The 22,239-nt window shown below is 66.1% G+C and carries 22 protein-coding genes; 6 read left to right on the top strand and 16 right to left on the bottom strand.

Going from position 1 to position 22,239, the window contains the following annotated elements:
* Nucleotides 1-146 precede the first annotated feature (146 nt).
* Nucleotides 147-992: an SDR family oxidoreductase gene (locus tag HNP52_RS13220; RefSeq protein WP_184167808.1), complete on the bottom strand. Its 846-nt coding sequence runs from the start codon at nucleotides 990-992 to the stop codon at nucleotides 147-149.
* An 82-nt stretch (nucleotides 993-1,074) separates the two neighbouring features.
* Between HNP52_RS13220 and HNP52_RS13215 the strand changes: the two genes are divergently transcribed.
* Nucleotides 1,075-1,467: a helix-turn-helix domain-containing protein gene (locus HNP52_RS13215; protein WP_184167806.1), complete on the top strand. Its 393-nt coding sequence runs from the start codon at nucleotides 1,075-1,077 to the stop codon at nucleotides 1,465-1,467.
* 183 nt (nucleotides 1,468-1,650) lie between these two features.
* On the opposite strand, the gene HNP52_RS13210 is transcribed toward HNP52_RS13215, so the two are convergent.
* Both HNP52_RS13210 and HNP52_RS13205 read right to left on the bottom strand, forming a co-directional pair.
* A complete protein-coding gene (locus HNP52_RS13210) occupies nucleotides 1,651-3,045 on the bottom strand; it encodes a methyl-accepting chemotaxis protein (RefSeq protein ID WP_184167804.1) in 1,395 nt (464 codons plus the stop codon).
* A gap of 232 nt (nucleotides 3,046-3,277) precedes the next feature.
* A complete protein-coding gene (locus HNP52_RS13205; protein WP_184167802.1) occupies nucleotides 3,278-4,453 on the bottom strand; it encodes an NAD(P)/FAD-dependent oxidoreductase in 1,176 nt (391 codons plus the stop codon).
* A 76-nt stretch (nucleotides 4,454-4,529) separates the two neighbouring features.
* Between HNP52_RS13205 and HNP52_RS13200 the strand changes: the two genes are divergently transcribed.
* Nucleotides 4,530-4,937 carry a hypothetical protein gene (locus HNP52_RS13200; RefSeq protein ID WP_184167800.1) on the top strand — a complete coding sequence of 136 codons (408 nt, stop codon included), beginning with the start codon at nucleotides 4,530-4,532 and terminating at the stop codon, nucleotides 4,935-4,937.
* On the opposite strand, the gene HNP52_RS13195 is transcribed toward HNP52_RS13200, so the two are convergent.
* Nucleotides 4,934-5,113, bottom strand: coding sequence for a hypothetical protein (locus tag HNP52_RS13195; RefSeq protein WP_184167798.1), 180 nt, complete (start codon nucleotides 5,111-5,113; stop codon nucleotides 4,934-4,936). The two genes, HNP52_RS13200 and HNP52_RS13195, sit on opposite strands and share 4 nt — an antisense overlap.
* Nucleotides 5,114-5,199: 86 nt before the next feature.
* Nucleotides 5,200-5,457, bottom strand: coding sequence for an SWIB/MDM2 domain-containing protein (locus tag HNP52_RS13190; protein WP_184167796.1), 258 nt, complete (start codon nucleotides 5,455-5,457; stop codon nucleotides 5,200-5,202).
* Between the two features lie 284 nt (nucleotides 5,458-5,741).
* On the opposite strand from HNP52_RS13190, the gene HNP52_RS13185 reads away from it, so the two are divergent.
* Together HNP52_RS13185 and leuA are read left to right on the top strand one after the other, a co-directional pair.
* Nucleotides 5,742-5,978: a hypothetical protein gene (locus HNP52_RS13185; RefSeq protein WP_184167794.1), complete on the top strand. Its 237-nt coding sequence runs from the start codon at nucleotides 5,742-5,744 to the stop codon at nucleotides 5,976-5,978.
* Nucleotides 5,979-6,141: 163 nt separating this feature from the next.
* Entirely contained in the window at nucleotides 6,142-7,800 is a 1,659-nt protein-coding gene (gene leuA, locus HNP52_RS13180) for a 2-isopropylmalate synthase (RefSeq protein ID WP_184167792.1), read from the top strand.
* 6 nt (nucleotides 7,801-7,806) lie between these two features.
* Here leuA and HNP52_RS13175 read toward each other — a convergent pair whose 3' ends face one another.
* On the bottom strand, nucleotides 7,807-9,339 hold the full coding sequence (locus HNP52_RS13175) for a hypothetical protein (RefSeq protein WP_184167790.1): 1,533 nt from the start codon (nucleotides 9,337-9,339) through the stop codon (nucleotides 7,807-7,809).
* Between the two features lie 121 nt (nucleotides 9,340-9,460).
* Entirely contained in the window at nucleotides 9,461-10,588 is a 1,128-nt protein-coding gene (locus HNP52_RS13170) for a zinc-binding dehydrogenase (protein WP_184167787.1), read from the bottom strand.
* A 178-nt stretch (nucleotides 10,589-10,766) separates the two neighbouring features.
* Between HNP52_RS13170 and HNP52_RS23300 the strand changes: the two genes are divergently transcribed.
* Nucleotides 10,767-11,903, top strand: coding sequence for a diguanylate cyclase (locus HNP52_RS23300; RefSeq protein WP_184167784.1), 1,137 nt, complete (start codon nucleotides 10,767-10,769; stop codon nucleotides 11,901-11,903).
* On the opposite strand, the gene HNP52_RS13160 is transcribed toward HNP52_RS23300, so the two are convergent.
* From HNP52_RS13160 to folE, 3 genes are read right to left on the bottom strand one after another with little or no spacing between them, the layout of a single operon-like run.
* A complete protein-coding gene (locus tag HNP52_RS13160) occupies nucleotides 11,904-12,254 on the bottom strand; it encodes a dihydroneopterin aldolase (protein ID WP_184167781.1) in 351 nt (116 codons plus the stop codon).
* On the bottom strand, nucleotides 12,247-13,011 hold the full coding sequence (locus tag HNP52_RS13155; RefSeq protein ID WP_184167778.1) for an SDR family oxidoreductase: 765 nt from the start codon (nucleotides 13,009-13,011) through the stop codon (nucleotides 12,247-12,249). Before HNP52_RS13155 ends, HNP52_RS13160 begins: the two co-directional genes overlap by 8 nt.
* Nucleotides 13,011-13,631 carry a GTP cyclohydrolase I FolE gene (gene folE / locus HNP52_RS13150; protein ID WP_184167776.1) on the bottom strand — a complete coding sequence of 207 codons (621 nt, stop codon included), beginning with the start codon at nucleotides 13,629-13,631 and terminating at the stop codon, nucleotides 13,011-13,013. The genes HNP52_RS13155 and folE overlap by 1 nt, the downstream gene beginning before the upstream one ends.
* Before the next feature lie 232 nt (nucleotides 13,632-13,863).
* On the opposite strand from folE, the gene HNP52_RS13145 reads away from it, so the two are divergent.
* Complete coding sequence (locus tag HNP52_RS13145) at nucleotides 13,864-16,545, top strand: TonB-dependent receptor (RefSeq protein ID WP_184167772.1); 2,682 nt, start codon at nucleotides 13,864-13,866, stop codon at nucleotides 16,543-16,545.
* A gap of 249 nt (nucleotides 16,546-16,794) precedes the next feature.
* Here the strand turns inward: HNP52_RS13145 and HNP52_RS13140 are convergent, their stop codons facing one another.
* The 6 genes from HNP52_RS13140 to ilvB form a co-directional block, all read right to left on the bottom strand.
* Nucleotides 16,795-17,397 (bottom strand): TMEM175 family protein, encoded by a 603-nt coding sequence (locus HNP52_RS13140; RefSeq protein WP_184167769.1) that lies wholly within the window; start codon nucleotides 17,395-17,397, stop codon nucleotides 16,795-16,797.
* A gap of 54 nt (nucleotides 17,398-17,451) precedes the next feature.
* Nucleotides 17,452-17,847: a hypothetical protein gene (locus tag HNP52_RS13135; protein ID WP_184167766.1), complete on the bottom strand. Its 396-nt coding sequence runs from the start codon at nucleotides 17,845-17,847 to the stop codon at nucleotides 17,452-17,454.
* Nucleotides 17,848-17,911: 64 nt separating this feature from the next.
* Nucleotides 17,912-18,526 carry a YceI family protein gene (locus HNP52_RS13130; protein WP_184167762.1) on the bottom strand — a complete coding sequence of 205 codons (615 nt, stop codon included), beginning with the start codon at nucleotides 18,524-18,526 and terminating at the stop codon, nucleotides 17,912-17,914.
* Between the two features lie 358 nt (nucleotides 18,527-18,884).
* Nucleotides 18,885-19,904 carry a ketol-acid reductoisomerase gene (gene ilvC / locus HNP52_RS13125; RefSeq protein WP_184167759.1) on the bottom strand — a complete coding sequence of 340 codons (1,020 nt, stop codon included), beginning with the start codon at nucleotides 19,902-19,904 and terminating at the stop codon, nucleotides 18,885-18,887.
* Nucleotides 19,905-19,964: 60 nt separating this feature from the next.
* Nucleotides 19,965-20,480 (bottom strand): acetolactate synthase small subunit, encoded by a 516-nt coding sequence (gene ilvN / locus HNP52_RS13120; protein WP_184167756.1) that lies wholly within the window; start codon nucleotides 20,478-20,480, stop codon nucleotides 19,965-19,967.
* 4 nt (nucleotides 20,481-20,484) lie between these two features.
* Nucleotides 20,485-22,236, bottom strand: a complete 1,752-nt coding sequence (gene ilvB, locus HNP52_RS13115) for a biosynthetic-type acetolactate synthase large subunit (protein ID WP_184167753.1) — start codon at nucleotides 22,234-22,236, stop codon at nucleotides 20,485-20,487.
* Nucleotides 22,237-22,239: the final 3 nt, after the last annotated feature.

Here is a 22,239-nt window from a genome sequence, read left to right as displayed (position 1 = left end):
GGCCGGGGCCCAGTCCCGGCGCACTATCGATGGCGCTGGAGACTCACCAACGAGGTTGCAACTGGGCCCCGGCCTTCGCCGGGGAACTGCTGAGTATTAGTGCCGCACTCGGCTCTCCCCCTCCCTGCAGGGAGGGGGAGTTATGGTCAGCCGATCAGCGCCTTTACCGCGTCCGCGAGGCTGATCGTCGGGTGGCCGGTCAGCTTCGACAGGGTGTGGCTGTCGTCGAACAGCACGTCCTTGGCGATTTCCACGTCCATCGCGGCGAGCAGTTCGGCGAAATGGGCGGGAACGCCGGCGCCGAGCAGGGCGGCGCCGTATTCGGCCGGGGCGAGGTTGTGGAACGGGATGTCGCGGCCGGTCTGGCGCGAGATCTCGGCGGCGAGATCGGCGAGGGTGAAGGCGGTGTCGCCGGCCAGCTCGTAGGTCGCGTTGTCATGGCCGGTGCCGGTGAGAACGGCGACCGCGGCATCGGCATAGTCGGCGCGCGACGCGGCGGCGATGCGGCCTTCGCCCGACGCGCCGATCAGCGCGCCATGCGCGACCGCGCCTTGCACGCCGGCGGCGTAGTTCTCGGTGTACCAGCCGTTGCGCAGGAAGGTGTAGGGCAGGCCCGAGGCGGCGATCGCCTTTTCGGTGAAGAGATGCTCGCCGGCCAGGCCGAGCGTGCTCGTGTCGGCGTGGAGCAGGCTGGTATAGACGATGCGGCCGACGCCGGCCTGCCTGGCGGCCTCGATCACGGCGGCGTGCTGGGCTTCGCGCTTGCCGATCTCGCTCGACGAGATGAGCAGCAGCGTATCGATCCCGGCAAGGGCGGCGGCCAGCGTCTGGGGCTGGTCATAGTCGAAGGCGCGGGCGGGAACGCCCAGGTCGGCGGCCTTTTCGGGGCTGCGGACCAGCGCGACGATCTGCTCGGCGGGCAGCTTTGGCTTGAGCTTCTCGACAGTGAGGCGGCCGAGCTGGCCGGTGGCTCCGGTGATGGCGATGGTCATGTGTCCGTTCCTTCTTGGCGGGTGACGGACATCCAGATATTGGCCTTGCTTACTATTCGTAAGTACATACATTCAGGTAAGTATGGAAAAAAGCCCGGAGCCCTTCTCGACCCGCGTGCGCCGTGGCGCATTGCTCGAGCGCAACTGCCCGTCGCGCGAGGTGCTGAAGCATATCTCCAGCCAATGGGGCGTGCTGATCCTGATCGTGCTGGAAGGCGGCACGCACCGCTTCAGCGAGCTGCGCCGCAAGGTGGACGGGGTGAGCGAGAGGATGCTGGCGCAGACGCTGCAATGGCTGGAAGGCGACGGGCTGGTCGAGCGGATCGCCTATCCGGTGGTGCCGCCGCATGTGGAATACAGCCTTACGCCGATCGGGCGCGAGGCAGCGGGGCATATCCGCGCGCTGGCCGACTGGATCGAAGTGCGGCTGCCGGACATCTGCGATGCGCAGGCGGCGCGGGCGGCGGCGGAGTAGGGGGGGGGCTTCTTTCACTCCCCTCCCTGCAAGGGAGGGGCTGGGGGTGGGTTGCGAGCGTAGCGAGCCCAGCTGACCGGTGGGGATAAAAGAAAAGGCCGGGCATCGAGCCCGGCCTTTCCTAACCCACCCCTAACCCCTCCCTTGCAGGGAGGGGAATCTGAAGGTGGCATCTCCACGCAATCAGAAGCTGGCCCAGTCGTCGCTGGAGGCCGGTGCCGCCGGGCGGGCCGCGGCGAGCGGCTTGACCGGGGAGACATAGCCGCGCTGCTTTTGCGGGCGCGACGGGACCTTGGCCGGCGTGCGGGCGCGGACGGTGGTGGCGCCGACGTCGAACTTGCCGGCCTGCTCGCTGAGCGCATCGACTTCGCTGCTCAGGTTGCGGGCCGCCGCCGAGGATTCCTCGACCATGGCAGCATTCTGCTGGGTCGACTGGTCCATTGTGTTGATCGCCAGGCTGATCTCGGTGATCGCGTTGGCCTGGGCCTGGTTGTCGCTGGCCATCTCGCCGAGCAGGGTGTGGACCTCGGCGACATCGCTCGAGATGTTGGCGAAGGCGCCGTCGACCTTCTGGACCATCTCCACCGCGGCGACGATGTCGGTCTGGGTGGCGGTCAGCTGGTCACGGGCGCGGCCGGCTTCTTCCTCGGCGCGCATCGCGAGCGCGGAGACGAGATCGGCGACGACCGCGAAGCCACGGCCGGCTTCACCGGCACGGCCGGCTTCGACGGCGGCGTTCATCGCGAGGACGCGCGTCTGGAAGGCGATCTTGTCGAGGCCTTCGATGACGCTGTCGATGCCCTTGGCGCTCTCGCTGACGCGGGTCATCGCCTGCACCGCTTCCTCGGCGATCTCGCGGCCGCCCGAGACGGTGGCGATGGCGCCGTCGGCGCGCTCGACAGTGCGGCCCGCGGCGGCGGCGGTCGCCTTGAGGCGGCCGTCCATCTGGCTGACCGCGGCAGTGGTCTGCTCGAGGCTGGAGGCGTTCGCCTCGGTACGGCGGGCAAGATCTTCAGAGGCCGAGGCGATCTCGGCCGAGCCGGTCTGGATCGTCTCGGCGCTCTGCATCACCGAGCCGATCAGGTCGCGCAGCGCGCCCAGCGCGGCGTTGAAATGGTCCTTGAGCTCGGCATAGCCGGCCGGGAAGCTGTCACCGATGTTCGCGGTAAGGTCGCCGCGGCTCAGCTGCTCGAGGCTGGCGCCGAGATGCGAAACGGCGATCGACTGCTCCTCCGCCTGGCGCTGCTGCTCGACCGCGTTGTCGCGGAAGGTGTGCATCGCCTTGGTCATGCGGCCGACGCAATCCTGATAGTTGGTGAACTCGATCGGGCTGTTGAGGTCGCCGGCGGCAAGCGCTTCCATGCGGACCACGGTGGCGACATAGGGATTGGCGATCGCGGCGCGGTAGCGGACGCACTGGATGGCGGCGCCGCCAATCAGCAGCGCGACCAGCGGCAGCGCGACCATCAGCGGCGCGAGGAACGCGACGAGGGCGACCAGCGTCATCACGCCGATCAGCGAACTGAATGCTACGTAGAGCTTGAGACGAATAGGTGCCGTGGCTTCAAACCAATGCATCGAAAGACCTCCTGAAGGTTCCAAAAGGCTCGAAGCCGGGAACCATGTCCCCGCGTGGTGCAAAGTCTGCACGATCGGGCAATGATCCCTTTGTAGAGGACACAATGGCGCAACATTCGTCATTGGCGAATATTTCAATACGTGAAAATACCGTAATAAAACCGCCACGATGGTGCGAACTGGCGGTTTCCGCTACGGAAACTGCGCAAAATTACCCGCAATATGTGATAAATCAGGCGGTTGGGGAGAGTGCCAGACCGGCCGCGCGGCCGCTCGCCCAGGCCCATTGGAAGTTGTAGCCGCCCAGCCACCCCGTAACGTCCACGGCTTCGCCGATCGCGTAGAGGCCGGGCAGCTTGCGGGCCTCCATCGTCTGCGAACTGAGTTCGGCGGTGCTGATCCCGCCGACGGTGACTTCGGCCTTGGCATAGCCTTCGGTGCCGTTCGGGCTGAAGCGCCAGTCGGCGAGGCGGCGGGCGGCGTCGTCGAGCTTGCGATCGGGGGTGTTGGCGAGCTCGGTGGCGAGGGCGAGCTTCTCGGCCAGCGCGTCGGCCAGGCGATCGGGCAGGGCTTCGCCGAGCAGCTTGCGCAGGGTGACGCGCGGGCGCGCACGCTTGGCGGCGAGCAGCCAGCCGGGCTCGGCTTGCGGCAGGAAGTCGATGCCGATGCTCTCGCCGTGGCGCCAGTAGCTGGAGACCTGGAGGATCGCCGGGCCCGAGAGGCCGCGATGGGTGAACAGGGCGGCTTCGCGGAAGGCTGCCTTGCCGGCGCGGGCGACCACCTCGGTCGAGACGCCGGAGAGCTCGCGGAACAGGGCTTCCTCGCCGCTGAGGGTGAGGGGCACGAGGGCGGGGCGGGGCTCGACCACCTTGAGGCCGAAGCGGCGGGCCAGGTCATAGGCGAAGCTGGTCGCGCCGAGCTTGGGGATGGAGGGGCCGCCGGTGGCGATCACCAGCGCGGGCGCCTCGGCGGTGCGCTTGCCGCAGGTGACGCGGAAGCGGGCGTCGGCATGCTCGACCTGGGGCGCGTGGCCAAGCCAGAGCTCGACGCCGCCGCGCTCGCACTCGTCGAGCAGCATGTCGACGATCTGGCGGGCGGAACCGTCGCAGAAGAGCTGGCCGAGGGTCTTTTCGTGCCAGGCGATGCGGTGCGCCTCGACCAGGTCGAGGAAGTCCTGCGCGGTGTAGCGGCCGAGCGCCGACTTCATGAAGTGCGGGTTCTGCGAGAGGTAGCGTGCCGGATCGGTGCCGATATTGGTGAAGTTGCAGCGGCCGCCGCCGGAGATCAGGATCTTCTTGCCCGGCGCCTCGGCATGGTCGACGAGCAGCACGCGCTTGCCCCGCTGGCCGGCGGTGAGCGCGCACATCAGCCCCGCGGCGCCGGCTCCCAGGATGATCGCGTCATACATTGCGCTGCGCCTAGCAGGTGTTCAGGCTGCGGCAAGCCGGGGTGGGGGATGTTCCGGGCCCGGAAGGAGATTGGGGATGCATCTTCTGCTTGGGTTTGCGCTGGTGGCGGCACCCTTGGTCCAGGACGATCCGATCTGTGCGGACCTGCAACGGTTGTCCGCGGCGGTTGCCGATCCGGTGGCGTACAAGGCGCTGTACCGCTCGGACTTTGCGCCGCGGCTGTTGCGGGCGTGCTATCGCAGCCAAGGCTATGCCTGCCACCAGAGCATGCTGCCGCCCGAGATCACCCACGAGACGATGGCCCAGCGGATCGCTGCGTGCCTGCCGGGGGCGGTGGTGACGCCGGGCGCGCCCTGGCCCGGGCTCAAGCGCAGCGTGGTCACCGGGGGCGGGCTGGTGTTCAAGCTCGAGGAGAGCGGTAGCGAGCGCGCCCATGTCGGGCGGATCCTGCACATCGAGATCGGGCCGAAGCCCAAGCTCTAGTGGAGCTTGGCGATGCTCAGCCCGTCGAGCTTGGCGCGCTCCTTCACCGATTCCTCGCTGCGGGTGAGCGCCTTCGCGATCGCCTTCAGGGCCATGCCCTTCTTGGCGAGGGTGTGGAGCTTCTGGATCTCGTCGGCGCGCCAGGGCTGGCGGTGACGCTCGAAACGTTCGGCCATTCTAGTCCTTCCTAAGCAAAGGGGCGGGCTCCGTCCGGAACCCGCCCCAAGCGCTTTCAGCGGCGGGGCATGCGCCCCGGCCCGGCTTACTTGACGTGCTTCGCGATGTGCTTGTTCATCTCGAACATCGTCACCTTGTCGGCGCCGAAGATCGGACGCAGCACGTCGTCAGCGAGGATCTCGCGCTTGTTCGCCGGGTTCTGCAGGTTGTTCTTCTTGATGTACTCCCACAGCTTGCTCACGATCTCGCTGCGCGGGAGGTCCGCAGTACCAACGATCTTGGCCAGCTCGGGCGAAGGGGTCACCGGCTTGGCGATGCCGCCGCGTGCTTTGGTCTCGGCCATAAAGTCTTCTCCTGTTCCTGCCCTGGACGGGCCATGCCTTCGTCTGCGCCAGCGGCTTGTGCGAACCGTTCCGCCGCCTTTTGCGCCTACGATGTTCCGTGGTGAGGGCGTTACTCCTCACCTGACAACCCTTTGATCGTGCCAAATCGCGTCTGTCTAGAGAGCAGATGCGCCGAGACGCCCCCTGAGAGCGACATTTTGGGGATAAGTCGGGTTAAACGGCCGGTAGGAGAGGGGAAACTGCCATGCTAAGGAGCGTTTTCACGGCAAAAGGGGAGAGCGGGATGCGCGTTCTGGTGGTTGGCGGATTGCTGATTCTGGCAGGCTGTGGCGGCAGCGGCACCACCGGCACCAACTATTCCGATCCGCCGCCCATGGCCGAGATCGTCGCCACGCCGAGCCCCAAGGCCAGCGAGACGCCCGAGGCCGATGCCGTGGCGGTCAATGCAGCGGAGGCCATGGGCGAGACCGATGAAGCGACCGCCAATAGCGACGCTACGGCAGTCACAAACGTAATGTGAGTGGACAAGGCGGCGCGGGCTTGTCTAAAGGCATGCCCAACATGATGACCCGCGCACTTCTCGGCCTGCGACTTATCCGCCCTTAGGGGCCGGACGCACATGCGCACGCCCCTAAGGGCACTTCACAATTGAAATCGAAGTCTCCAGCCGAGAGAGAGCTGTCATGTTGCGCGATCCGTCCATCAAGTACCGTCCCTTCCCCCAGGTAAACCTGCCCGGCCGCCAATGGCCGAGCCGGACCATCACCAAGGCGCCCCGCTGGCTGTCGACCGACATGCGCGACGGCAACCAGGCGCTGATCGATCCGATGGACGCCGAGAAGAAGACCCGCTTCTTCGAGCTGCTCTGCAAGGTGGGCGTGAAGGAGATCGAAGTCGGCTTCCCCAGCGCCGGCGCCACCGAGTTCGACTTCATCTCGGGCCTGGTCCAGCAGGACAAGATTCCGGACGACGTGATCGTCCAGGTGCTGACCCAGTCGCGCCAGGACCTGATCGAGACCAGCTTCCAGTCGCTCAAGGGCGCGAAGAAGGCGATCGTCCACCTCTACAACGCCGTATCGCCGGCGTGGCGCCGCATCGTGTTCGGCATGAGCCGCGAGGAGATCAAGCAGATCGCCATCGCCGGCGCCAAGGTGCTGCGCGACGAAGCCGCCAAGCAGCCCGATACCGACTGGCATTTCGAATACAGCCCCGAGACCTTCTCGACCGCCGAGCTCGATTTCTCGGTCGAGGTCTGCGAGGCGGTGATGGACATCCTGCGGCCGACCACCGACAAGCCGTTGATCCTCAACCTGCCGGCGACGGTCGAGGCGGCGACGCCGAACATCTATGCCGACCAGATCGAGTGGTTCTGCCGCAACATCCGCAGCCGCGACACCGTCGTCATCAGCCTGCACACGCATAACGATCGGGGCACCGGTGTCGCCGCGTCGGAGCTGGGCCTGCTCGCCGGCGCGGACCGTGTCGAGGGCTGCCTGTTCGGAAACGGCGAGCGCACCGGCAATGTCGACCTGGTGACGCTGGCCCTCAACATGTACACGCAAGGCGTTGATCCGGGGCTGGATTTCTCGAACATCGACGAGGTGATCCAGACGGTCGAATATTGCAACCAGATCCCCGTCCACCCGCGCCACCCCTATGCCGGCGATCTGGTGTTCACGGCGTTCTCGGGCAGCCACCAGGACGCGATCAAGAAGGGCTTCACGGCGCAGGAAGCGCGCAACGACGAGCTGTGGGACGTGCCCTATCTGCCGATCGACCCCAAGGATCTCGGCCGCGATTACGAGGCCGTGATCCGGGTGAACTCGCAGTCGGGCAAGGGCGGTGTCGCCTGGGTGATCGAGCAGGACAAGGGCCTGAAGCTGCCCAAGCGGATGCAGGCCGATTTCTCGCGCCATGTGCAGGCGCTGGCCGACGAGACCAGCCGCGAGCTCAACGCCGCCGACATCTGGGGCCGGTTCGAGCAGACCTATCTGCCGGGCGACAAGGACCGCTTCGTGCTCGAGGATTATGAGGAGACCGGCGCCGCCGGGCAGCGCGTGTTCGTCGGCCGCATCGCGGTGGACGGCGAGACCCGTTCGATCTCCGGGCGCGGCAACGGCCTGATCTCGGGTGTGATCGACGCGCTTGCCGGCACCACCGGCCCGGCGCTCGACGTGGTCGACTATAGCGAACACGCGATCGGCCACGGCGCCGACGCGCAGGCCGCCGCCTATGTCGAATGCCGCACCGCCGATGGGCGGACGGTGTTCGGCGTCGGCATCGACGCGGACATCGCGACCGCTTCGGTGCGCGCGGTGCTCAGCGCGGCGAACAGGGTCTGAGCGAACTCAGTCCCCTTCGCGGTCCTTGTCTTCCCCGAGAGTGATCAGCGCGATCGCTTCGTCGATCTTGCCCTCGTCGATCAGGGTGATCACTTCTCGCGGGATGTTCCGGTCGCGGCGGCGGTGCGGTGCAAAGGCAATCGGCTGGAGCAGGTCCCGGGCAGTGGCGGCGTCGCGCTCGATAAGCTTCTGCCGCGCCGCCGCGTGGCGGATGTCACGGCTTTCCGGCGCCAGCACCGCCGCGCGTAGCAGCGCATTGACTGCCCCGGCGCTGGGCTTTTCTTTTGCTGCGACGAAGCTCGAATAATAGAGATAGAGGGGCATCACGGCGTTGGGCTCGGCGCGATTGGCCTTGAGGAACCAGCTTCGCGCTGTGCTCCATGCCTTGGCATCGGCGGGCTTGACGCCCGCGGCGCGCTCGCTGGCGATCATGCCCTTACGGACCAGTGCATCGATGCCGTTCGGCTGGATAGCAAGTGCGCGATCCGCGGCTGCGTCGGCTCGATCGAGACGGCCGGCATATTGCTCGATCTCTGCCAGTTGGGTCTGCACCACTGCATCGTCCGGGTAGCGGCTAGCGATCTTCGCCGCAGTCATCGCGGTTCCCAATCGATAATTCCTGGCGATGCCGTCCTTGATGAGAAGATAGCTTGGCAGGATCTCTGCCGCGCCCGGGGAATATGGGGTGATGGTGACGTTTAGCGGGGCAGCCGGCGGCGGAATCCGCAGCGGCGCGGCCAGTGTACCCTTTCGATAGGATTCCAGTTCGTCCCGCAGCGTATCGAGGTTGCCGAAAGCTTGCTGCGCGGCGGCATAGCTGCGAGCGCCTTTGTTCATTGCTGCGAGATAGGTAGCCAACTGGCCCTTACGCTGTGGTCCCAGCATGAGATAGTTGGTGAGCAACCAGCCACGACCGTAAAGAAGGTCCATGTCGTCCGGATAGCCATAGGTATCCGGTTCGAAGAGCTGCTTCATCCCCAGGCCGCCGCTGCGCAGGCCTTCGGCGCGATAGTTGGCGGGATAGCCGATGATCAGCGAGCCGTCCTTCTCGTAGGACGCATTGGCGTTGAACTCGGCAAAGCCTTCCGAATACCAGAAGGGATAGGCGAGCGGGAAATTCGAATACATGAAATGATGGCTGTATTCGTGACGCAGGAGCGTCTGGGTGCTCCATCCGCCGATCTGCGACTTTTGATCCACCTTCGGCACATATTGGGTGAGGATGAACGAGCCTGTCGCGCGAGGGCTGTAATAGGCAAGGGTGAGGCCGCAGCGGCAGGTCTCGGCGAAAAGCTGCTGCGACAGGGCATAGACATGGATCGGCCGCGATCGCCGATCTGGCGTGTCGGTTACGCCGTAAAGCAGTTGCAGCCCCTGATCGAACTGCTCGAGCCGGAGTGCGAAGGCGCGCGCATCTTCCTCGCTGGCGTCGATCGTAAGGACGAAATGGTCAGTACGGGCCTCAAGCCAGGCGGCATTGGCCAGAGCCGGCGCAAGGAGCGACACGGCCAGTGAAAAGATCACAGCAAAGATCCGCATCCAATCCCCCCGAAGCGAACTTCCCGGCGATATCCTCCAATCGCATGGCTTCGCAACTGCTCCCTGCCTTCGCGAAAACTAGCGCAGGAGGGATTGAGGGGGATGGGATGTTATTCGGGAACTACCGGCTCGGGTCGATCAGGTATTTCTCGCCGGTCGCCTTCTTCGCATAGGCCTGGACCACATCCGGATCGAGCGCTTCGGCGAGCGAGATCGTCTGGGTGTAGGTGCTGGCGAAGGTGGTGGTCAGCTCGGCGGCGACGCGGGCGCGCAGGCGCAGCGTGCCTTCGAGGCCGAGCTTCATCAGGAAGGGCGTGACCAGGAAGCCGCTGACGCCCCAGGCGAGGCCATAGCCGCGATCGAGCTCGGTCGGCGCGGTGTCGAGCATGCCGTAGATATAGACCTGCTTCCAGGTCGAAGAGCCGTAGCGGCTATAGGCGGTGGCGGTGCGGTTGGCGGCCGCTTCCATCGCGTGGAGGATCGAGTTGACGATCTTGCCGCCGCCGATCGCGTCGAAGGCGAGGGTGGCGCCGGTCTCGGCGATCGCATCGGTGAGCGCCTCGCGGAAATCGGGGGCGCTGCTGTCGACGATGTACTTCGCGCCGATGTCACGCAGGATCTGCGCCTGGGCTTCGCTGCGCACGATGTTCACCAGCGGCACGCCGTCGGCGATGCAGACGCGGTTGAGCATCTGGCCGAGGTTGGAGGCGGCGGCGGTGTGGACCAGCGCCTTGTGGCCCTCCATCCGCAGCGTCTCGACCATCGACAGGGCGGTCAGCGGATTGACGAACATCGAGGCGCCGTCGGCGGCGGTGGCGCCTTCGGGGAGCGCGATGCAGTCGCGCGCGGCGAGCTTGCGATACTGGGCATACATCGCGCCGCCGAGCATGCCGACCTTCTTGCCGAGCAGATGGGCGACGTTCGTGCCGGCCTCGACCACCGTGCCGGCGCCTTCGTTGCCCACCGCCATCGACTCATCGAGCCGCGGCTTCATCGCGCCCATCCGGCCGGCGAGGATATCGGCGGTGAGGGTGGGGCGGTCCGGCGTGCCGCCGGTGGCGAGCGTCGCCATATCGGCCGGGCCGAGCAGCAGGCCGAGATCGGACGGGTTGATCGGCGCGGCCTCGACCCTGACGATGACTTCGTCGGGGCCGGGGGCTTCCAGCGTCACGGGCTCGAGCGAGAGCGTGAGCTTGCCGTCGCTCGATACCGTGGAGCGAAGTTCGAGGCTGGTCAGCGGGGCCGTCATTGCACTCTCCTGTGATCGATCGCGTCCGATCCGTGTCGGGCCCCAGATATCGATCTTCCCGCTCGCGCGCAAAGCCGGTGCTGCGGGAAAATACGGAGGGCGATAAGGGCCTCGTTAACCCCTTTCCGGCCATGTTCGGGGCTCGGGGGTATCGGGATTGTTCGTCAGCCTATCACTGGTGCATGCGTGCGTCTTTGCGACGCTGGCATTGCTTGTCGGCGCGATCCGGATCGGCATGCGGAGCGAGTCCGCGCTGTCCTGGATGGTGGCGGCGCTGCTGTGCGGCACCACCGAGATGCTGGTGCTCTCGCTGGCGCAACATGGCGAGAGCGAGCTGCTCGCCGCGACCCTGCTCGTGCCGCCGGCCTATCTCTGCTTCAGCCAGGCGGTGCGCATCTCGACCGGGGGAAAGCAGAACTGGCGGGTGATCGGCACGAGCATCGCGCTGGTGATCTGCTCGCTGGCGCTGCTTGCGGTGCGGGCGCCCTTCGTGGTGATGACCATGCCGTTCCAGCTGGCCTGCGCGCTGTCGCTGGGCGACGGGATCGTCCATCTTTCGCGGCGGCCGCGGGGCTGGGTCGATCGTGCGCTGCTCGGCTGCATGGTGGTGATCGCGACGCTGTTCCTGGTGCGCATGCCGCTCTATCCGGCGCTGTTCGGGTTCGAGGTGCAGTATGCCGAGATCATGCCGACTGCGTTCGAGCGCGGGCTGTTGCTCGTGTCGGCGCTGCTGACGCCGCCTTCGGTGTTCCTGCTGCTTGCCAAGATCATCGCCGGGATCATCACCGAATATCGCCTGCGCTCGGAGCGCGACCATTTGACCGGGGTGCTCAATCGCCAGGCGTTCGAGCAGGCGGTGCGGGGCGAGGCGCCGCGCGGCGGCGCGGTGATCTATTGCGACATCGATCATTTCAAGCGGGTCAACGACCGCTACGGCCATCATGTCGGCGATGAAGTGATCCGGCTGTTCGCCGATGTGCTGGCCGCGACCGGCTTCAAGGTCGGACGGCTGGGGGGTGAGGAGTTCGCGATCTTCCTGCCGGGCAACAGCGCGAACGACGCGGCCGGGCTGGCCGAGGTGCTGCGGATGCATTTCCATGCCAGCACGCATGCGGCGATGGCGCCGGACCATCGGCTGAGCGCGAGCTTCGGGGTGGCCGACTACGGCCCCGGTGAGCTGCCGAACGAGGCGCTGATCCGGGCGGATGTGGCGCTCTACCGGGCGAAGGGCGAGGGGCGGAACCGTGTCGCGCTGTTCCATGCCTTCGGGCTGGTGCCGGTGGTGTGGCAGCCGCCCCGGGCAGTGGCGGCCTGATCAGCGCTCCCGGACGATCTCGCAGCCGATGCGGGCGTCGGGATAGATGTCGAGCTTCATCGAGCGGACGGTGACCTTCGCGACGCGCGGGTCCTCGAACGCCAGCGCGGCGACCTGCTCGCACAGGGTTTCCTGCAGCTCGAAATGCTTCGATTCCACCAGCTTGCGGATGCCAGCTCGCAGGAAATCGTAATCGACGACCGCGTCGATCCGGTCTTCGGGCGGGGTGGGGTAGCGGCAGGTCATCGCGACGTGCAGCGTCACCCGCTGGGGCGCGGCGCGTTCCTCGGGGTGGATGCCGAGGCCCATCGCGACCTCGAGGCCGTCGAGCAGGATCGTGTACTCAGCCAATGGGACGCTCCCGGCCTTCGAACATCACGTCGCCGTCGCGTGCAAGGAAGCGCTGGCCGCAATCGACGAAGATGTTCTGCCCGGTGATGCTCGGCGTCGTGAGCAGCATCTCGACCGTGGCGGCGATGTCCGCCAGCGCGACCGGGCGCTGGAGCAGGTTCTGCCGGGCATGCTCGGCGAATTCCTGCGCGGTCTGGTCGAGGCTGGGCAGGGTGAGGCCGGGCGACACGGCGTTGACCCGGATGCGCGGGGCGAGGCCGCGGGCGAGCAGCTCGGTCGCGGTGGCGAGCGCGGCCTTGCTCAGCGTGTAGGTGAGGAAGTCCGGGTTGAGATTGGCGAGCTTCTGGTCGAGCAGGTTGACCACCGCGCCCTGGTCGAGATCGTCCTGCGCGGCGAGGGCCGAGGCGAGCGCGACGGGGGCGCCGCAGTTCACCCGCATATGCTGGTCGAGCAGGGCGAAGTCGGCGAGCGGCAACGCGTCCCAGGCGAATTGCGAGGCGTTGTTGACCAGGCCCTCGATCGGGCCGCCGAGCCCTTCGCGGGCGGCGGCGATCAGGGCGGGAGCAGTGGCGGCTTCCGCCAGCTCGCCGGTCACCACGCAGGCGGCGCCACCCTCGGCCGCGATCTGGGCGCGCAGGGCCTCGGCTTCGTCAGGGGCGTGGTGGTGGTGGATCGCCACCTGGTGGCCGCGCAAGGCGAGCCGGCGGGCGATCGCCGCGCCGATCCTCTTCGCGCCGCCGGTAACCAGTATGCGCATCAATAGCCCATCAGCTTGAGCACTTCCTGGCGGCTGCGCTCGTCGTCGCGGAACACGCCCATCATGCGGCTGGTGACCATGCCGACGCCGGGGGTGCGCACGCCGCGGGCGGTCATGCAGCCATGCGTCGCTTCGATCACCACGGCGACGCCCTGGGGCTGGAGCCGCTCCCAGATGCAGTCGGCAACCTGCGCGGTCAGGCGCTCCTGCACCTGCAGCCGGCGGGCGAAGCCGTGGAGCACGCGGGCGAGCTTGGAGATGCCGACGACGCGGTCCTTGGGTAGATAGGCGATCGAGGCCTTGCCGGTGATCGGCGCCATGTGGTGCTCGCAGTGCGACTGGAAGGGGATGCCGTTCAGCAGGACGATGTCGTCATAGCCGCCGACTTCCTCGAACACCCGGCTGAGATGGTGCGCCGGGTCCTCTTCATAGCCCGCGCAATATTCCTTCCAGGCGCGGGCGACGCGCTGGGGCGTGTCGAGCAGTCCTTCGCGGCCGGGATCGTCTCCGGCCCAGCGGATCAGCGTGCGGATCGCGTCGGCAACTTCCTCGGGGACCGGAATTTTGGGCGGCGATGCGACAATATCGCCATCTTCGGGATCCTCGTGATCATGCACCATTTTCGTCTCTTCCTGACCGCGTTCGGCCTTTACGCTACGGCATCTGCGCTTCTTGCAGAAACCGGGTGTGGCTCAACTGTATCTCCCCGGGAAAAAGGGCCGAAAACCGCAGAGTTCCGACGCTTATCCCCGTTGACGGGCTCAAAAATGCAGCGTTAGTTTCGTCCCCGATAAAAGCAACGTCGCGACCGGTACAAGCCGGCCGGCACCCAGAGGAGGGGGATTGCACCCGATGAAGAAGCTCGACTTGCTCGCGGCGACTGCGCTTACGCTGTTTTTCGCGACGCCCGCCTTTGCCCAGCAGCAGACCACGCCGGCGCCCGCGCCGTCGGACGACAGCCAGGAATATCAGTCCTCGAACGAGATCATCGTGACGGCTACCCGCCGTAACGAGACCGTGCAGGACGTGCCGATCGCGATCACCGCCATCGGTGCGCAGGAACTGCAGAATTCGGGTGTCGACAACGTCCGCGACCTCGAGCAGCTCGCTCCGTCGATCCAGAGCTCGACCGGCCAGTCCTCGGCGACCGGCACCACCATCTATCTGCGCGGCATCACCACCGGCGGCGACAATCCAGGCTTCGAGCCGGCGGTTGGCGTGTTCATCGACGGCGTGTTCCGCGCCCGCGCCGGCGTCGCCATCTCCGAGCTTCCCGAGCTGGAGCGCGTCGAAGTGCTGCGCGGCCCGCAGGGCACGCTGTTCGGCCGCAACACCTCGGCCGGCGCGCTGAGCATCTACACCGCGCTCCCGCAGTTCGAGACGCACGGCTATGTCGAGGGCTCGTACGGCAACTACAACGCCTATGGCGTCAAGGGTGCGATCACCGGGCCGGTGAGCGAGTCCCTCGCGCTGCGCCTCGACGGCAGCTACCGGAAGCGCGACGGCTATATCAAGGACGCCAACAGCAACCGCCGCTTCAACGACGTCGATCGCTGGGCACTGCGTGGCCAGGCGCTGCTCGACAAGGGCGACATCACCTTCCGCCTGATCGCCGACTATTACCAGACCGACGAAGTCTGCTGCGCCACCGTGTCGGTGGTCCGCGGGCCGATGGCACAGGTCATCAACGGCATCGCCGCCTCGCAGGGCCGCACCGGCATCTATACCGGCCCGCCCAGCGACCGCATCCAGGCGGCCTCGCCCAACCGCAACTATGGCGAGAAGGTGAAGGACTGGGGCTTCTCGGGCGAGCTCAACTGGGATCTGGGCGACGTCAAGCTGACCTCGATCACCGCCTATCGTGACTGGCGTGCCCTGCGCAGCCAGGACATCGACTTCTCGGGCATCGATCGCGCCTATCGCGACAATTACCGCACCGAGCTCAAGGACTTCACCCAGGAAATCCGCCTCCAGGGCTCGGCCTTCAACGGCAAGCTCGACTGGCTGGTCGGCGGCTTCTACCTGAACGAGAAGAACGACCTGACCGACACGGTGCGCTTCGGCAACGACGCCAACCTCTATGTCGACTCGGTGTTCAACGCGCTGGCCGGCCCGTCCTTCGGCGGCAAGGTGCAGTTCTACGGTTCGCTCGGCCCGACGGTGCCGACGCCGGGCGCGGTGTTCCTGAACCCGGCGGTGCCGAACTCGCTGGCGGCGCTGACCTCGGTCTATGGCGCGACGCTGGCTCCGCTGGTCGGCTGCTTCCGCGCCCAGGCGGGCACGGCACCGGCCGGGCTCTGCGTGATCCCGGGCTTCCCGTCCACGCCGATCCCGGGCCTGGCGGCGCTCGCCGCCTCGCCGCTGCCGGGCGCTACGCCTGGCCAGGGCAACAATAACGACGTGTTCGGCGTGAAGACCGACGCGATCGCGCTGTTCACCCACAACATCGTCAACGTCACCGACAATCTGTCGCTGACCCTCGGCGCGCGCTGGAATCACGAGCGCAAGACGATGAACGCGTCGATCAACAGCAACACCGGCAGCTGCACCTTCTTCAACAATGTGCGCGCGGGCCAGCCGGCGGCGACCGCCTATGCCAACCTGCTCAAGCAGCTCGGCATCTTCAACAACCTGTACCTGCTGAGCTGCAACCCGGCCGTGAACAGCGAGTTCAACGGCAACTATACCGACAGCTTCACCGACGACGAGATCACCGGCACCGTCAAGCTGGCCTACAAGTTCTCGCCGAAGCTGATGGTCTATGGCAGCTACGATCACGGCTACAAGTCGGGCGGCTACAATCTCGACCAGGCGACCTTCGACTCCGTGCTGCTCGGCGGCAACGGCGCCCAGGGCCGTGACCTGCGCTTCGGCGCGGAGACCAACGACGCCTTCGAAGTCGGCTTCAAGGCGAGCCCGAGCCGTGCGTTCACGCTGAACCTCGCGGCGTTCTACATGAACTTCTACGGGCTGCAGTCGCTGGTCTTCTCGGGCAACAACTTCGTCGTCCAGAATGTCGACAAGAGCATCTCGAAGGGCGTCGAAGTCGAATCGACGATCCGGCCGACGAGCAAGCTGACCTTCCAGCTCGCCTACAGCTATATCGACGCGCAGTACGCCAAGTCGAACAACTTCACCGGCACGCCGCTGCAGGGCCAGGAAGGCCGCCAGTTCCAGAACCAGCCGAAGCACACGGTGACCGGCGCGGTGACCTGGGAGCCGCGGGTTTCGGACAACCTGAAGGGCCTGATCCACCTCGACTTCCGCTACAACAGCGAAGTCAACATCCCGTCGAGCAATCCGGACCCGGCCAGCGGCCGCACCGCGATCCGCAACGAGGGCTATGGCCTGCTCAACGGTGCGATCGGCCTGCAGACCAATGACGGCAAGATCCGCGGCGAGATCTTCGTCGAGAACATCACCAACACCTTCTACTTCATCTCGGGCTTCGCCGTGCCGGAGCAGACCGGCAACTATAACGGCTATCCGGGCTATCCGCGCTTCTACGGCGCGCGGTTGCGCTTCGGCTTCTGATCGAGACGCCTGCGGGCAGGGATGGGGCGCTCCGGGAAACCGGGGCGCCTTTTCTTTTGGGGGGGGGCGCATTTCCCTCTCCCGCTTTTGCGGGAGAGGGAGGGAGCCGCGAAGCGGCGGAAGGGTGAGGGGCAGTGGGAGCGGCAAGCGCCGTATGTGCGTCCAGCACTCACCCTCACCCTGGCTCCCCCGGCATTCGCCGGGAAAGCCGTCCCTCTCCCGCAAAAGCGGGAGAGGGAGATTAGATATCTACCCTCCGAACAGCGCGTCGATCGGGCCCTTGGGGAGGAACCACAGCACTGCGACCAGCGCGGCGCAGGCGAGGCCTGCCCAGGGGCTGGAGAAGGTGAGGGCGATGCCGCTGGCGTAGATGGCCGAGGCGACCAGCCCCTTGCGCAGCGAATGCTGGTGATAGTCCTGCGCCGCCGCGTCCTGCCGACCGGTGCGGCGGATCACGGACTGGAGCCACACATAGGCGAAGCTCGGCAGCATCATCACGCACATATAGACCAGGGTCGCATCATGGCTGAAATGCTGCTCGCCGAGATAGGCCGTGGCGAAAGGGACCAGCGAGAGCGTGAACAGCAGCGCGATGTTCGACCAGAGCAGTGCGTTGGTGATGCGGCTGGCATGGGCGAACAGCCGGTGGTGGTTCACCCAGTAGATCGCGACATAGGCATAGCTGAGCACATAGGCCGTGAAGACCGGCCAGAGCGACCAGAGATGCGCCAGGCCATGTTCCTCCGGTGCCTTCATCTCGAGCACCATGATCGTGATGATGATGGCGATCACGCCGTCGGAGAACGCCTCAACCCGATTGACGCCGCCCCGACCTTCTTCCGTCTCGCTCATTGCCCCTCCGTCGATAATGGAGGGCATGATGCAGCCGAATGCGCGCCGGCTCAACTATTCCGAAGATGAGGGGGGCAGGGTGCCCGCCCAGCCACGCACCGCCGCCGCGCAGAGCCGCAGGATCCTCGCCTTGTCCGCGCATTGCTCGAGGAGCGGCCGGTTGGTTTTCTCATTCTCTCCCCAATAGCTGCCGCCGTCGCGCCAGCTGTCCTGCTGGGCGGGGTAGATGAACAGATATTCCTTGAACAGCTTGGCACCGGCTTCGAGCGGGCCATCCACTTCGTGCCCGCGAATGCGATACTCGTCCGGCCAGTCGTCTTCGAACCAGCTGCCGGACTGCTCCTGCTTGCGCACCAGCTTGTCCAGGCGGACGGTGAGCGCCTGCAATTCCTCGGCTGCGGCCTCCAGTTGCGCGGCCGCCGCCATGGCAGTTCGATAGTCATCGATCATCGAGATGCTCCCGCGGCACCGTATATCATGCGCCACGGGAGCAGTCGATTGGATCGGAAGGGGGTTACTGCGCGGTGAATGCCGCGTTGATCTCGAGCGCGACTTCGTCCGAGACGAAGGGGACATACTTGTCCATGCCGAAATCGCTGCGCTTGATCTTCGCAGTCGCCGAGAAACCGAAGTTGAGCTTCTTGGTCATCGGATTGTCGCCGGCGCCGACGAACTTCGTGTCGAGCACCACCGGGCGGGTGACACCGTGCAGCGTGAGGTTGCCGGTGATCCTGGCGCTGGTGCCCTGAACGGCCACGCTGGTCGAGATGAAGCGGATATCCGGATATTTCGCGGCGTCGAAGAAGTCGGCGGTGCCGAGATGCTCGTCGAGCGCCTTGACGGTGGTGACGATGCCCGAGGCCGGGATGGTCACGTCGAGCTTGGCGTCGGCGGGCTTCTTCGGATCGATGGCGAGCGTGCCGGTGGCCCCGCCGGCCTGGCCGGTGAACTTGCTGAAGCCGAAGTGATCGACGGTGTAGCTGACCTGGGTGTGGCCGCCATCAACGGCATAGGTGCCGGCCGCGATGCGGGCGGTGTCGGGCTGGCCGGGGAGCTGGACCGCCTGCTGGGCGGCGTAGGCGGCGAGCGGGGTGGCGGCAAGCAAGGCAACGGCGATGAGAACGCGCATGGAAACTCCTCTGTGGGGAAGGAGTGCGCTTTGTGGGGATGCCGGCGTGGCGGGAAAATCCCGAAGGCGGCAACGCATGGTTTCCGAAACGGAGCGGGCGGCGCGGGGACAGGGTGAACAGAAGGCTAAAAGCGGGTTCCGGAAGCCTCCCAACCGGGGAGTTCCGCGCTGGCGCCGGCGCCATGCCGGTGAGACGCTGTCCCGACGCTTTCGGGAGATGCGCCATGGGATACTTCTTCCACTTGCCCCAGCCCCGCCATGACAGCACGCAGGCCTGCCTGGCAGCGATTGCCGCACGCATTGCGGCACCGGAGAAAAGGGCCGAGGCCGGCGCGCACCGCCGACCTCGGCAAAGCGATTAGTTCTTGGTCTGATCGACCAGCTTGTTGGCGCCGATCCACGGCATCATCGCGCGCAGCTCGCTGCCGACCTGCTCGATCTGGTGACGCTTGGCGGCGATGCGGCTGGCCTTGAGCTCCGGCTGGCCGGCGCGGTTGTCGAGCACGAAGTCCTTCACGAAGCGGCCCGACTGGATGTCGGCGAGGACGCGCTTCATTTCCTTCTTGGTCTCTTCGGTGATGATGCGCGGGCCGGTCTTGATGTCACCATATTCGGCGGTGTTCGAGATCGAGTAGCGCATGTTGGCGATGCCGCCTTCATACATCAGGTCGACGATCAGCTTGAGCTCGTGGAGGCACTCGAAATAGGCCATTTCGGGCGCGTAGCCGGCCTCGACCAGCGTTTCGAAGCCGGCCTGGACCAGCGCGGTGGCGCCGCCGCAGAGCACAGCCTGCTCGCCGAACAGGTCGGTCTCGCATTCCTCGCGGAAATTGGTCTCGATGATGCCCGAGCGGCCGCCGCCGACGCCCGAGGCATAGGCCAGCGCGATGTCATGCGCGTTGCCCGAGGCGTCCTGGTGGATCGCGATCAGGCAGGGCACGCCGCCGCCGCGGGCATATTCGCTGCGCACGGTGTGGCCGGGGCCCTTGGGGGCGATCATGATCACGTCGACATCCGAGGGCGCCTCGATCAGGCCGAAGTGGATGTTGAGGCCATGGGCGAAGGCGAGGGCGGCGCCGGGGCGCAGGTTGCCCTTGATGTCGTTCTCATAGATCGCGGCCTGGTGCTCGTCCGGCGCGAGGATCATCAGGATGTCGGCCCAGGCGGCGGCTTCCTTGTTCGGCAGCACCTTGAAGCCGGCACCTTCCGCCTTGGCGGCCGAGGGCGAACCCGGGCGCAGCGCGATCGCGACTTCCTTGACGCCGCTGTCGCGCAGGTTCTGCGCATGGGCATGGCCCTGCGAGCCATAGCCGAGGATGGCGATCTTCTTGTTCGAGATCAGGTTCAGATCGGCGTCGCGATCATAGTAAACGCGCATTGATTTTATTCCCTTTTTCGATCTCCGCTCCCCGCTCGTGCAGGGTGGCGGCTAAGATGTTCAGGCCGCTTCCGCGCCTCTCGCAATCGCGACGATGCCGGTGCGGGCGATCTCGACCAGGCCGAGGTCGCGCATCAGCTCGACGAACTTGTCGATCTTCTCGGTACCGCCGGTCACTTCGAAGACGAAGCTGGAGGTAGTCGCATCGACCACCCGGGCGCGATAGACCTCGGCGAGGCGCAGCGCCTCGATCCGGTGTTCACCGGTGCCCGCCACCTTAACCAGCGCCAGCTCGCGCTCGACATGCTGCCCGAAGGCAGTGAGGTCGGTGACCTTGTGCACCGGCACCAGCCGCTCGAGCTGGGCGATGATCTGCTCCATCACCGGCGCCGAGGCGTGGGTGACGATGGTGATCCGGCTGATCAGGTCGTCGTCGGTGATCTCGGACACGGTGAGCGAGGAGATGTTGTAGCCCCGCGCGGTGAACAGGCCCGCGATCCGGGCGAGGATGCCCGGCTCGTTGTCGACGATGACCGCGAGCGTATGCCGCTCGACTGCTTCTTCCTTGATATGCATGGGTTCAGACCAGTGCCTTGGCTTCATCGTCCATCTCGCCCGAGACTTCGGCCGACTGGAGCAGCATTTCGGTATGGGCCGCGCCCGACGGGATCATCGGGAAGCAGTTGGCGAGCTTGGCCACGCGGCAATCGACCACCACCGGCCCATCATAGGCGAGCATCTCGGCGATGCCGGCGTCGAGCTGGTCGCGCGTCTCGATGCGGATGCCCTTCCAGCCATAAGCCTCTGCCAGCCTTACGAAATCCGGGAGGGCGTCCGAGTAGCTCTCCGAATAGCGCGACTGGTAGGTCAGCTCCTGCCACTGGCGGACCATGCCCATATATTCGTTGTTCAGGATGAAGATCTTGACCGGCAGCCGGTACTGGGTCGCGGTGGCCAGCTCCTGGATGTTCATCTGGATCGAGGCTTCGCCGGCGATGTCGATGACCAGCCGGTCCGGGTTGCCGAGCTGGGCGCCGATCGCGGCCGGCAGGCCATAGCCCATCGTGCCCAAACCGCCCGAAGTCAGCCACTTGTTGGGATCATCGAAGTGGAAGTGCTGCGCCGCCCACATCTGGTGCTGGCCGACTTCGGTGGTGATGATCGGGGCCTGGTCCTTGGTCGCCTCCCACAGCGCGCGGATGGCGCGCTGGGGCATGATGACCTGGGGATCGCTCTCCTGGAACTCGAGGCAACCGACCTGGCGCCAGCCATGGATGCGGCTCCACCATTCGGACAGGTCCGGCTTCGGATGTTTGCGAAGGTGCCACGTATCGAGCATCGCCCGCATCGCCGAACCGACGTCCGCCACGATGGGCAGGTCGACGCGAACGTTCTTGTTGATACTCGAACGGTCGATATCGACGTGGATCTTCGCACTGTTCGGCGCGAAGGCATCGAGACGGCCGGTCACCCGGTCGTCGAAACGGGCGCCGAGCGCGATGATGAGGTCGGCCTGGTTCATCGCCAGGTTGGCCTCATAGGTGCCGTGCATCCCCAGCATTCCCAGCCACTTGTCGTCGGAAGCTGGGAAAGCGCCGAGGCCCATCAGCGTCGATGTAACAGGCGCGCCCGTTACATCGGCGAGCTGGCGCAGCAGGCGCGAAGCTTCGGGTCCGGAATTGATGATTCCGCCGCCGGTGTAGAAGATCGGGCGCTCGGCCGCGGCCAGCATGTCGACCGCCTTCTCGATCGAGACCATGTCCGGCTCGGTCTGCGGGCGATAGGTCTTGTGCGAGATCGGCGCATTCTCGCCGCGCCGCGCGGTGGCGACCTGGACGTCCTTGGGGATGTCGATCACGACCGGGCCGGGACGGCCGGACGTGGCGATATAGAAGGCCTCACGGATCGTCGGCTCGAGCCGGGCGGGATCCTTCACCAGGTAATTATGCTTCGAGCAGTGGCGGGTGATGCCGACCGTGTCCGCTTCCTGGAAGGCATCGGTGCCGATCAGCGCCGTCGGCACCTGGCCGGTGATGACGACCATCGGGATCGAATCCATCAGCGCATCGGTGATCCCGGTAACGGCGTTGGTCGCGCCCGGGCCCGAGGTGACGAGGACGACGCCCGGCTTGCCGGTGGCGCGGGCATAGCCCTCCGCCGCGTGCGTCGCCGCCTGCTCATGGCGGACAAGAATATGTTTGATGCGGTCCTGCTTGAAGATCGCATCATAGATCGGAAGCACCGCGCCGCCCGGATAGCCGAACACGACTTCCACACCGAGATCGCTCAGCGTCTCGATCAGGATGTCTGCTCCACTCTTCTCGGTCGTCACATC

This window comes from Sphingomonas kyeonggiensis (assembly GCF_014204495.1).
Classification (GTDB): domain Bacteria; phylum Pseudomonadota; class Alphaproteobacteria; order Sphingomonadales; family Sphingomonadaceae; genus Sphingomonas; species Sphingomonas kyeonggiensis_A.
Note: the sequence above shows the minus strand (reverse complement) of the source record. Positions and strands in the feature narration are given on the sequence as shown.